Consider the following 11,648-nt stretch of genomic DNA (forward strand, 5'->3'; position numbering starts at 1 on the left):
GGAGCGGATATCCGTCCTTGCTTTTTCTTTTGGGCTTTTGGGCTTTGGGGCGGTGCCGTTTCGCCGGGCTCCGTCGCGCCGGAGTGCTTTTCTTTCCTTCGACGCGTACACCGTGCCCCGCTACCCGAGAATCCCCCGGTCATAAGCGTTCGCCACCGCCGCCGCGCGGTCCTTCGCGTCCAACTTGGCGTAGATGTGGGTGAGATGGGTCTTGACGGTGGCCTCGCTGATGAAGAGGACGCGGGCGATCTCGCGGTTGGAAGTGCCCTTGGCGACGAGGGTGAGGACCTCGCGTTCACGGGCGGAGAGGGTGGCGTCGGCGGCAGCCGGGGAGCGGACGGCCGTGACCAGGCGGGAGGCGACAGCGGGTGAGAGGACCGTGCGGCCGGCGGCCGCGGCACGGACGGCGGTGAACAGCTCGTCGCGCGGGGCGTCCTTGAGGAGGTAGCCGGTGGCGCCCGCCTCGATCGCCGGGAGGGTGTCGGAGTCCGTGTCGTACGTGGTGAGGACGAGGACCTTGGCGCGGGCGCCGCGGCGGGTGAGTTCCGCGATGGCCTCGACGCCGCTGCCCCGCGGCATGCGCAGGTCCATGAGGATGACGTCCGGGTCGAGGCGTTCGGCGAGCGCCACCGCCTCGATGCCGCCCGATGCCTCGCCGAGGACGGTGAAGCCGGGGGACGCGCTGAACATGCCGCGCAGTCCGTCGCGGACGACGGGGTGGTCGTCGACGAGGAGGAGGGTGATCGTCGGGTCGTCAGCCATGGCGCACCAACGGTACGCGAGCGGAGACGGCCGTCCCGCCGCCGGGCTCCGACTCGATGTCGACGGTCCCGGCGACGCGTTCGGCGCGCGCCCGCATCCCGCCGAGGCCGAAGCCGCCGGTGGCCGAACGCGGGGGCAGCGCCAGCGGGTCGAAGCCGCGGCCGTCGTCGCGGATGTCCAGGCTCACCTCGTCGCCCATATAGGAGAGGGTGACGCCGACGCGGGTGGCGGCGGCGTGGTGGGCGGCGTTGGCGAGCGCTTCCTGGGCGATGCGCAGCAAGGTGGCCTCCAGTTCGTCGTGGAGCGGTTCGACGGTGCCGGTGACGGTCAGTCCGGCGCGGGCGTCCGCCCGGTCCGACCAGTTCCGTACCAGTTTCTCCAGCGCCTCGGGGAGCGCGTCGTGCTCCAGATCGCCGGGGCCGAGGTCCTGGACGGAGCGGCGCGCCTCGCCCAGGGAGCGGCGGGCGAGCCCGGCGGCGCGCTCCACATGGGAGCGGGCGCGGTGCGGGTCGCGGGTGTCGGTGGCGGCCTGGAGCTGGGTGATGATGCCGGTCAGGCCCTGGGCGATGGTGTCGTGGATCTCGGCGGCCAGGCGGCTCCGTTCGTCGGCGACCCCGGCCTCGCGGGCCTGGACGAGGAGCTGGGCGTGGAGCCCGGCGTTCTCCTGAAGCGCCTGCTCCAGGCGGGCGTTGGTCCGCTCCAGCTCGGCGATGGCGGCCGCCTTGGCCGCCGCCCGCCGGGCGTCCCGGTCCGCGAGGTTCTTGAAGAGCAGGCCGAGGCCGCAGTGGAGGATGAACACCCCGCCGAAGAGGGTCCAGCCCGCCACGCCGGGGCCGGGGGGCAGCCCGCCGGACTGCGAGCCCGCCATCGTCACGGCGGTGAGGACCATACCGGCGTTCCGCAGCCGGGGCGGCAGCAGCGCCCCGCTGTCGAAGTACCCCATCACGGCGAAGATCGAGTAGAAGGGGTTCACCCAGGTCAGAGCGAAGGCGAGCGCGGTGCGGACGGCGTAGTACGCGAGGCCGGGCGCTGTCCCCGGGGCGGCGGTGCGGTGACTGTGGTGCCACCAGAGCTGGAGGGCGAGGGCGGCGGCGCCCCACGCGAGGTCCTGGCCGCGGTGGCCGTGCGTGGGGACGAACGGGTCCGACACCCTCGCGAGGAGGGCGCTGACCGCCAGCAGGGCGTAGGGGCCCCAGCGGTAGAACTGCTCCCCGCGCTCGTCGGGGCCGGGCGGCTCGCTCACGGTCGTCATGGCGATCAGGATGCACCGCGCCGTCCCCGGCCCCTCCTCCGGCCCGGGGACGGCGCCGCGCACCACGGCCCCGCCGCCGCTCACTCCCAACGGAACCGGCGGGCCGCCACGATCAGCAGCAGCACCGCCCACAGGCCGGTCACGCCCAGGTGCGACCAGCTCGGCCAGTGTCCGGCGGCCGCCTGGCCGAGCGCCTGCGAGGCGGCGCCGAGCGGCGACCACTCCACGAGGTGACGCAGCGTCTCCGGCATGGACTGGACCGGGATCCACACGCCCGCGGTGAACATCATCGGGAAGAAGACGACGGTGCCGAGGGTCTGCGCGGCCTTCACCGTCCGGGGGACCGCCGCCAGCGCGCAGCCCAGCGCGAACGCGGCGAACGCCGTGATCAGCAACGCCAGCACATACCCGGCGGGTTGGGCGGGGAGCGCCACGCCGAACGCGAGGCGGCCGACGGCGAGGGCGAGCAGCACGGAGCCGAGGACGACGACGGCGTGCAGCACCAGCGACGCCAGGAGCAGCGACGAGGGGCGGGCCGGGGTGGTGGACAGGCGGCGCAGGATGCCGCGTTCGCGGTAGCCGGTGAGCTGGGCCGGCATGGTCTGCACCCCGGCGACGCTCAGCGCGAGCAGCACGGCGACCGGCACGTACAGGTCGATGACGCGCAGCCCGCCGGGGGCCGCGCCCGGTTCGCGGAAGGCCGGGATGAGGCCGAGGATCGTCAGCAGCGCGCTCGGGAAGACCACCAGCCAGAAGAGCGCCCCGGGTTCCCGGCGGAAGAGCTTCGCCTCGGTCTTGAGTACGGCGGTGTGCGCCGTGGTCACGGTGGACATCTCAGCTCTCCCGGTCGATGAGGTCGGTGGCGCCGTGCCCCGCGGTCAGGTCGAGGAACGCGTCGTCGAGCGTGGCGTCGACGACGCGCAGCCGGCCGGCCGTGACGGAGTGCCGGGCGAGCAGCGAGAGGAGCGCGGTGACGGTGTCGTCGGCGCCGTGCAGGGTGATGCGGCCGTCCCTGTCGCGGCTGGTGGAGGTGACCGCGGGCAGCGCGGTGAGGTCCGCGGGGTCCAGCGGCCGGGAGGGGGTGAAGGAGATGACGGTGGCGGCGGAGGCGCCGCGGATCAGGCCCGCGGGGGTGTCGAGGGCGGCGATCCGGCCCCGGTCGATCACCGCGACGCGGTCGCAGAGCCGCTGCGCCTCCTCCATGAAATGGGTGACGAGGAGGACGGTGACGCCGCTGTCGCGGACCTCCTCGATGAGCCGCCAGGTATCGCGCCGCGACCGCGGGTCGAGGCCGGTCGTCAGCTCGTCGAGGACCACCACGCGGGGGTTGCCGATGAGGGCGAGCGCGATGAACAGGCGCTGTTTCTGGCCGCCGCTGAGCTTGCCGAAGCGGCGGCCGAGGAGGTCGGTGAGGCCGAGCCGGTCGGCGAGGTGGCCGCGGTCGGCGGGGTCGGGGTAGAAGGCGCTGTACAGCTCCAGGGCCTCGCCGACGGTGAGTTTCGGCTGGAGTTCGCTCTCCTGGAGCTGGGCGCCGAGGAGGCGGGTGACGCGGTCGTGGTCGGCGATGGGGTCGAGCCCGGCGACCCGTACGGTTCCGGCGTCGGGGACGCGCAGTCCCTCGACGCATTCGACGGTGGTGGTCTTACCGGCGCCGTTCGGGCCGAGAATGCCGAAGATCTCGCCCTCGTCGACGGTGAAGCTGATGCCGTCGACGACGGGGCGCCCCCCGTAGGCCCTGCGCAGGCCCTTCACTTCGATGATGGACATGACGCCAGCCTCGCCCGCCGGGCCCGCGCCGGACATCGGCCGACGCGCTCGACGCCGTATCAGCCGATCGGTTGATGGCGCGGCGATCGGCCGATGGCCGGGGTACGACCCCTGGGCGGAAACCGGGTGGCTTCGGGGCGGAGCGGCTGGGAGCATCGCCCCCGTGTCGCGAACGTTTGAGGATCTGGTGGCGGAGGCCGAGCGGGCTCCGATGGCGGGCTGGGACTTCTCCTGGCTGGCGGGGCGGGCGGCGGAGGACCGCCCGTCGTGGGGGTATCAGCGGCTGATGGGCGCGCGGATGGCGCGCGCGTCGGCGGCGCTGGATGTGCAGACCGGCGGCGGGGAGGTGCTGGCCGGGGTGGACCGGTTGCCGCCGGTGGTGGCCGCCACGGAGGCGTGGCCGCCGAACGTCGCCGCGGCGACGCGGCTGCTGCGGCCGCGCAGTGTGGTGGTGGTTGCCGATCCGGACGAGCCGCCGCTGCCGTTCGCCGACGCCTCCTTCGATCTGGTCGTCAGCCGCCATCCGGTGACGGTGTGGTGGCAGGAGATCGCCCGGGTGCTGGAGCCCGGCGGTACGTATCTGTCCCAACAGGTCGGTCCGGCCAGCGTCTTCGAGCTGGTGGAGTTCTTCCTGGGGCCGCAGCCGGAGGAGGTGCGGCGCAGCCGCCACCCCGACGACGCCCGGCGGGACGCGGAGGCGGCCGGTCTGGACGTCGTCGATCTGCGGCTGGAGTCCCTGCGGACGGAGTTCCGCGACATCGGCGCGGTGGTGTACTTCCTGCGGAAGGTGATCTGGATGGTCCCTGGCTTCACCGTGGACGGCTACCGCGACCGGCTGCGCGACCTGCACGAGAAGATCCTCGCGGAGGGGCCGTTCCCGGCGCGTACGACGCGGTTTCTGATCGAGGCGCGGAAGCCGGCGGGGTGAGCGGGGCGGGTCTCCGGGGCGGACTGCGTCCGTCGGCCCCGGGCCCGTCCGCCGGGACAAACTGCACCGGCTCGCCTGCCCGTTCGCCCGTCGGCCGGTTCTGCGTATGATCCCGGTCAAGCACAGGCCGGCCCCGTCGGGTGGGCGCTGTTCGACCTGCTCCAGGAGGCACCTTCGTGTCCGACCGTCGGCGGAAATTCTCCCTGCGGGCCACCACGGTGGGCTGCGTCCTGTTCGCCGGGGCGGTCCCGGTCCCGGCCGTCGCCGCCCCGCTCGCCGACTCCGCCGTACTGCCGCAGATCTCCACGGCGCTCGACGGCACGAAGTGCGTCAAGCACAGCTCCCGTACGGCGCGGGCGACGCCGTGGCCGCAGAAGCTGCTCGGCATCGAGAAGGCGCATCCGCTCAGTGAGGGCCGCGGGGTGACGGTCGGGGTGGTCGACGGCGGGCTCGACGCCTCCGTCCCGGCGCTGGCCGGGCGGGCGGCGGGCACCGGCAAGGACTGCTCCGGGCACGGCACGTTCCTCGCCGGGGTGGTCGCGGCCGCGCGTACCCCGGACATCGGCTTCGAGGGCGTCGCCCCGCAGGCCCGGATCGTCGGGGCGGCCGTCGAGGCGGAGGGGTACGGCGGGGACGCCGACCCCGACGCGGTGGCCGCGGGCATCCGCGCGACCATCGGCCACGGTGCGCGGGTGGTGCTGGTCGGGGTGGGTGCCGCGCGCTCCAGCGGGGCGCTGAAGTCGGCGCTCGCGTACGCACAGGACAAGGATGTCGTCGTGGTGGCGGGCGCCGGTACGGAGAGCCGCAGCCACGGGATCTCGTACCCGGCGGCCTATCCGCGGGTGGTCAGCGTGGCCGCCGTCAACGTGGCGGGCGCCCCGCTCGGCGGCGACGCCCGGCAGGCGGCGGCGACCGGCGGGGCGACGGTCCGCGTCGATCTGACGGCGCCCGGCGACCGGGTGCTGAGCGTGGGCCCCGGCGGCGGGCACTTCACGGGGAGCGGGGACCCGGTGGCGGCGGCGTTCGTCGCCGGGACCGCCGCGCTGGTACGCGCCCGCGATCCGCAGCTGTCGGCCGACGCGGTACGGGAGCGGCTGCGGGCCACCGCGGTGCGCGGCTCCGGGGCGGTGCCGGACGCGGTGACCGGGTACGGCATGGTCGACCCGGAGGGCGCGGTGGCCGCGCTGCGGCCGGGCGAGGGCACGGGCGCGCCCGGCAAGGGGTCGGTCGCCGCCGCCTACCAGGCGGACCAGCCGCCGCCGCAGGTCGCGTCCGGCCCGGTGTGGGCGATGGCGGGCGGGGTCGCCGCGGTGGCGGCGGTGGCGGCGCTGTTGGCGGTGGTGATCCCCCGTGGCCGGGCGCGCGGCTGGCGCGCGCCGTAGGAGCTGGATGCGACGAAGGCGCACCGGGCGGACGCCGCCCGGTGCGCCTTGTGCGTGCGCGTGTCTCAGCAGGGCTCCGGCAGTTGTGTGAGGTCGAGCGGCGGCAGCCCGGACAGTTCGGTCCGGGCTGCGGTCATGGCATCGGTGTACCGGGAGTCGCCGAGGAGGGCCGTCATGGCGTCGGCGATCTCCGCGCGCGGCGCCGTCAGGGGCAGGGCCCGGCCGAGTCCGTGCCGGGCGAACGCGGCGGTGTTGGCGGGCTGATCGGCGAGGACGCCCATGCCGAGGACGGGCGTCGCGCCCTGCACCGCGTCGAGCAGGGACGCCCGGCCGCCGTGCGTCACGAAGAGGTCGGCGCGGTGCAGCAGCGCGGGCTGCGGTACGTGCGCGACGACGGTGATACGGGGATCGTCGCTGGTCAGGTGTGTCGCGAGGCCGCCCGCGGAGACGATCGCGTCGCAGTCGAGCGCGGTGAGCGCGGCGATGATCTCCCGGTACACGGCCTCCACGGTGGTGCGCAGCCCCGGCATCGCGGTGGTGAGGGTGCCCAGGCTCGCGTAGACGAGGGGGCGGGCGGACGGGGCGCGGTCCAGCCGGGCGGGGAGGACGGTCCGGTGTGCCGCGACGGTGCGGCGGACCGGGTGCGCGGCGGGCGGGGGCGTCGCGTGGAACCACGGGACCGGGGCCGGGGTGAGCATCGGGGGCAGGGCGGGGGCGTCCTGCCCGTACTGCTTGTGGAGGGGGTTCAGGGCGGGCGCGATGTCGGTGTCCCAGAGGTCCCGCAGCAGCGGGCCGAGGCCGTTGTCCGCCACGAGCAGCGGCAGGCGCAGGATCCGCGCCGCGAGGTGGGCGCCCGGGTCGCTGCATTCGGCGATCACCAGATCGGGCCGGTCCCGGCGCCATGCGGTGAGCAGGGCGCGGGTCTTGGCCTCGGCGTGGCCGGGCCAGAGCCGTCCGAAGACATGGCGGTTGAAGGCCCAGTTCCCGTGCCGCCGCCAGATCTCGCTCGCCCTCTCCTGCACGCCGGGCTCGCAGGTCCATTCCGTGCCCGCCCGCCGGTACGCGATGCCGCGGCGCCGGGCCTCGCGGCGGAACATGAGGGGGGCGTGGAAGGTGACCTCGTGGCCCTGTTCCCGGGCCGGGCCGATGACGTAGTCGAGCGCGGAGAGATGCGACGGTATCGGCTCGGCGGTGACGGCGATGCGTAAGGTCATGGGGGCTCCGGGCTTCCTCGTGGGGCGTGGCGGTCCGGCCATCGTGCGCTGGAACGGGCGCCCGCGGGCCGCGGGTGTGGCGTGCGGGCGCAGTTCGTACACGGGGCCCCGGGGAAACGGAAGTGCCGGTCACACCAGTGGCGTGACCGGCACCTTCACGACGGACCTCAGTGCTCCTTCTCCTCCAGCAGCGCCGTCTGTACCTGGACGTTGCGGCGGCGGGCGATCCACTGTGCGCGGCCCGGCGGATACGTACGGGGGCGGACGTCGCCGAAGAGGACGCCTTCGCCGGGCGGGCAGGAGAGCAGCAGGCGGTTGGTGTTCGCCTCGATGAGACGCCGCATCAGCGGGTCGTTCATCGCGCGGCTGACGCCTCCGGCGGAGCGGGCGAGGATCAGGTGGAAACCGATCTCCGAGCCCTGGGTGAGGACGTCGATCAGCGGCTCGAACGGGGTCTGCGCGCCGATACCGGAGCCGCCGACGAGGTCGTAGTCGTCCGCGATGAGGAAGACCTGCGGGCCCTTCCACCAGTCGCGCTTGCGCAGCCGGTCCGGGGTGATGTCCGGGCCGGGGATGCGTGGCCGCATCGAGGCGGCGCAGTTGCGGACCATCTCGCGGACGGCGTCGAGGGAGACCGCGTAGTCGAGGCGGTACTCCTCGGGCACCGCGTCGTACAGCTCGCGCCGCAGGTCGACGAAGGCGAACTTGGCCTCGGTGCTGGTGTGGGTGCGGACGATGGAGTCGGCGACGAGCCGCAGCAGGTTGGTCTTGCCGCTCTCGGTGTCGCCGATGACGACGAGGTGCGGGTCGGCGTCGAAGTCCTGCCGGAAGGCGGCGAGTTCGTTCTCCTCCAGGCCCAGCGGGATGTCCCGGCCGACCGGCGCGGGCAGTTCGGCGGCGTGGACCGTGGGCGGGAGCATCCGCACGGCGGGGGCGCCGGGGCGGTCGCCCCAGGCGGCGCGGACCGCGGCGACCATTTCCTGGGTGCCCTCGGTGAGGGTGGCGGCGTTGCCGTCGCCGTCGGTGCGGGGCAGTGCGGTCAGGAAGTGGTAGGTGTCCTCGGTCAGACCGCGGCCGGGGATGCGGGGGACCTCCTTGGCCTTGCGCATGTTGACGACGGAGTCCACCGGGTCGCCGAGCCGCAGCTCGAAGCGGCTGCCGATCTGGTCGCGCAGGGCGGGCTGGATGTCGGCCCAGCGGGGCGAGGAGATCAGCAGGTGGATGCCGTAGTTGAGGCCGCGGGCGCCGAGTTGGGCGATGTTCTGGCTCAGGTCGAAGAAGTCGTTGCGCAGCGTGGACCAGCCGTCGACGACGAGGAAGACGTCGCCCCAGGGGTCGTCGGGGAACTCCCCGGCGGCGCGGCGCCTGCGATAGTCGGCGATGCCGTCGATGGTGGACTCGGCGAACTGCTCCTCGCGGCGGGTCAGCAGGGTCTCCAGCTCGCCCACGGTGCGGTGGACGCGCTCGGTGTGGACGCGGCTGCTGATGGTGCCCATGTGCGGCAGGTCGGACAGGGTGCCGAAGTTGCCGCCGCCGAAGTCGAGGCAGTGGAACTGCACCTCGCGCGGGGTGTGGGTGAGGGCGAGGGCGGTGATGACGGTGCGCAGCAGGGTGCTCTTGCCGGTCTGCGGTCCGCCGGCGACGCCGAGGTGGCCGCCGGTGGTGGAGAGGTCGGCGATGAGCGGGTCGCGCCGCTGGTCGAAGGGGCGGTCGATGACGCCGACCGGCACCCGCAGCGGTCCGGCCTGCTTGCGCTCGGGGTCGTAGAGGCGGGCCAGGTCGTCCGGCTGGGCGGGCAGCATCTCGTCGAGGGTCGGCGGAACGTCCAGCGGGGGCAGCCAGATGCGGTGGGCGGGCGGGCCGCCCGCGTCCAGCAGGCGCCGGTTGGCGGTTTCCAGGAGGGTGAGCTGCTCCCGTTCCTCGGCCGGGTCGGGCTCGGCGGGGACGACGGGCCGGGTGGGTGCCACGTAGCCGGAGCGGTACGGGACAGCCGAGCCACCGCCCTGGGCGCTCGGGGCGTTGCGGCGCCGGGCCTCGTAGGGGCCGGAGACGTAGGCCGCCTTGAAGCGGGTGAGGGTGGCGGTGTCGCTCTTGAGGTAGCCGTTGCCGGGGGCGGGCGGCAGCTGGTGGGCGTCGGGGACGCCGAGGACGCCGCGGCTCTCCATGGCGGAGAAGGTGCGCAGGCCGATGCGGTACGAGAGATGCGATTCGAGCTGGTGGACGCGGCCCTCGTCGAGGCGCTGGGAGGCGAGCAGCAGATGCACGCCGAGGCTGCGGCCGAGCCGTCCGATCATGACGAAGAGGTCCATGAAGGAGGGGTGGGCGGCGAGCAGTTCGCTGAACTCGTCGACGATGATGACGAGCGACGGCATCGGCGCCAGCGGGGTCCCGGCGAGCCGAGCCTTCTCGTACTCCAGGTTGTTGGTGTAGTTACCGGCGGCGCGCAGCAGCTCCTGACGGCGGATCAGTTCGCCGTGGACGGCGTCGTGCATACGGGTCACCAGCGCGGCCTCGTCGGCGAGGTTGGTGATGAGGGCGGAGGTGTGCGGCAGGTTCTCCAGGCCGAGGAAGGTGGCGCCGCCCTTGAAGTCCACGAGGACGAGATTGAGGATCTCGGAGGAGTGGGTGAGGGCGAGCGAGGTGACGAGGGTGCGCAGCAGCTCGCTCTTGCCGGAACCGGTCGCGCCGATGAGCATGCCGTGCGGGCCCATGCCGTTGTGCGCGGACTCCTTGAGGTCGATTTCGACGGGCGAGCCGTCGGCGGCGACACCGACCGGGACGCGCAGCCGGTCGCGCTCGCCCGGGCCGCGGAACTCGTGGAACCGCTCCAGCTCGTGGGTGTGCAGATCGGCGATGCCCAGCAGGGTGGTGAGCTGGAAGTCGGATTCCAGCGGCTCGGCGACCTCGGTGGTCACGCTCATGCGGTACGGCGCGACCATGCGGGCCAGGGCGCGGGCGCGGACGAGGCCGAGGGCGTCGGGGCGGCCGAGCCGGGAGACGGTTTCGCGTCCGTTGCGGTCGCGGCCGACGGCGCGCAGATGGCCGGGTTCGGCCTCCAGGCCGAGGGTGTGCGGGCCGCCCCAGGCGAGGCTGGAGGAGAGGTCGAGGACGACGCAGTTGCGGTAGCCGCCGCCGGACAGCCGGTCGTCGCCGGGGATGTCGGCGCCGTCGAGGACGACGACGGTGAACGGCTCCTCCTTGCCGGGTGTGGCCTGGGGGTCGAAGCGCGGACGGTCGGAGAGCAGACCTCCGAGGAGTTCGGCGAATTCGGTGGCGTCCTCGGTGACCAGACGGCGCTGTCCGGCACCGTCGTGCTCGGTCGGGTGCAGGGCGTGGGGCAGCCACTTGAGCCACTCCCAGTGCTCCAGCGCGTCCTTGGAGGTGCAGGCCGCGAGGCGCAGTTCCTCGGGGGCGTGGAAGACGGCGAGTTGACCGATGAGGGCGCGGAGCATGGCCCGCGCGGTCTCGTCGTCGCCGCGGAACTGGACGCGGGCGTAGCCGCGGAGGTAAAGGGCGATGGGCTGGTCTGCGACGGAGGTGTAGGCGCGGATGAAGCGGCGCAGCGCGTGGGCGGCGAGCGGCTCCAGGTCCTCGACGGGCTTGGTCTCCATGGGGGCGACGCGCATGCCGAGCCGCTGGTCGCCGACGGCGAGGCGGACCTCGGCGAAGTCCTCGTGGGAGGTGCGCCGTTCCCACAGCCGGGTCGTTCGCACCAGTGAACGCAGCGCCTCCGGATCGGGGTTGCGCCAGGCGTGGGCGTCGCGCTGGCCGACGACGGCCTCACGGACCCGGCGCCGGTTCTGCGACAGGTAGCGGAGATAGTCGCGGCGGTCGCCGCTGAGGCGCTGCTTGCGTTCGCCTGCGGTGCGCACGAGTTGGCCGATCAGCATGGCCAACGTGCTGACCAGCATCATCCCGCCGACCATATAGGTGAAGACGCCGCTGCCGCCGCCGGGCCGCAGGAAGATCAGCACCATGCCGGTGGACGCGACGGCCATCGGCAGATAGGTGAAGAGCGCGGAGAGGCTGCTGGTCCGCTCGGGGAGGACGGGCGGCTCCTGCAATTCCAGTTCGCCACCGGGAACTTCAGGACCCGGCCGGCGTGGCGGACGGCGGAAGAGGATGAGGCTCACACGGGTCCTCTCGGTACGTACGGGGTCGGCCGCCACCGGAGCCGGCCGACCGTCCGGAGGGGGTGTCCGGGCAGGGGGCGGCGGCGTCAACAGCGGGCGTTCGGCGGCGCGTCGGGCTGGTGGGCCCAGATGATGCCATGGCCGCTTCGGGGCCCCGTCGCCCCCGTCCGGCGAAGATCGCACAAGTTTTCCTCAGACCGACCATCCTTA

Annotated in this window: 8 protein-coding genes; 2 read left to right on the plus strand and 6 right to left on the minus strand. The window is 73.7% G+C overall.

The genetic code is table 11. The features are described 5' to 3' along the window. Positions 1 to 120: 120 nt before the first annotated feature. The 4 genes from OG422_RS04845 to OG422_RS04860 all read right to left on the minus strand — a co-directional run bounded on the left by OG422_RS04845 (position 121) and on the right by OG422_RS04860 (position 3,781). Positions 121 to 762, minus strand: a complete 642-nt coding sequence (locus tag OG422_RS04845) for a response regulator transcription factor (protein WP_143941688.1) — start codon at positions 760 to 762, stop codon at positions 121 to 123. Beyond that, positions 755 to 2,014, minus strand: a complete 1,260-nt coding sequence (locus OG422_RS04850; RefSeq protein ID WP_143941689.1) for a sensor histidine kinase — start codon at positions 2,012 to 2,014, stop codon at positions 755 to 757. The genes OG422_RS04845 and OG422_RS04850 overlap by 8 nt, the downstream gene beginning before the upstream one ends. A gap of 80 nt (positions 2,015 to 2,094) precedes the next feature. Further along, entirely contained in the window at positions 2,095 to 2,847 is a 753-nt protein-coding gene (locus OG422_RS04855) for an ABC transporter permease (RefSeq protein ID WP_405740052.1), read from the minus strand. Position 2,848: 1 nt separating this feature from the next. Next, positions 2,849 to 3,781 carry an ABC transporter ATP-binding protein gene (locus OG422_RS04860; protein ID WP_405740055.1) on the minus strand — a complete coding sequence of 311 codons (933 nt, stop codon included), beginning with the start codon at positions 3,779 to 3,781 and terminating at the stop codon, positions 2,849 to 2,851. Positions 3,782 to 3,944: 163 nt separating this feature from the next. On the opposite strand from OG422_RS04860, the gene OG422_RS04865 reads away from it, so the two are divergent. Both OG422_RS04865 and OG422_RS04870 read left to right on the plus strand, forming a co-directional pair. Beyond that, a complete protein-coding gene (locus OG422_RS04865; protein ID WP_405740058.1) occupies positions 3,945 to 4,709 on the plus strand; it encodes a class I SAM-dependent methyltransferase in 765 nt (254 codons plus the stop codon). A 176-nt stretch (positions 4,710 to 4,885) separates the two neighbouring features. Further along, positions 4,886 to 6,091 carry a S8 family serine peptidase gene (locus OG422_RS04870; RefSeq protein WP_186000429.1) on the plus strand — a complete coding sequence of 402 codons (1,206 nt, stop codon included), beginning with the start codon at positions 4,886 to 4,888 and terminating at the stop codon, positions 6,089 to 6,091. A 65-nt stretch (positions 6,092 to 6,156) separates the two neighbouring features. Here the strand turns inward: OG422_RS04870 and OG422_RS04875 are convergent, their stop codons facing one another. Together OG422_RS04875 and eccCa are read right to left on the minus strand one after the other, a co-directional pair. Next, positions 6,157 to 7,305 carry a glycosyltransferase gene (locus OG422_RS04875; protein WP_405740062.1) on the minus strand — a complete coding sequence of 383 codons (1,149 nt, stop codon included), beginning with the start codon at positions 7,303 to 7,305 and terminating at the stop codon, positions 6,157 to 6,159. Positions 7,306 to 7,472: 167 nt separating this feature from the next. Continuing rightward, positions 7,473 to 11,438, minus strand: a complete 3,966-nt coding sequence (gene eccCa / locus OG422_RS04880; protein WP_405740065.1) for a type VII secretion protein EccCa — start codon at positions 11,436 to 11,438, stop codon at positions 7,473 to 7,475. Between the last annotated feature and the right edge of the window lie 210 nt (positions 11,439 to 11,648).

The organism is Streptomyces sp. NBC_01525 (genome assembly GCF_045040405.1).
Classification (GTDB): Bacteria; Actinomycetota; Actinomycetes; order Streptomycetales; family Streptomycetaceae; genus Streptomyces; species Streptomyces benahoarensis.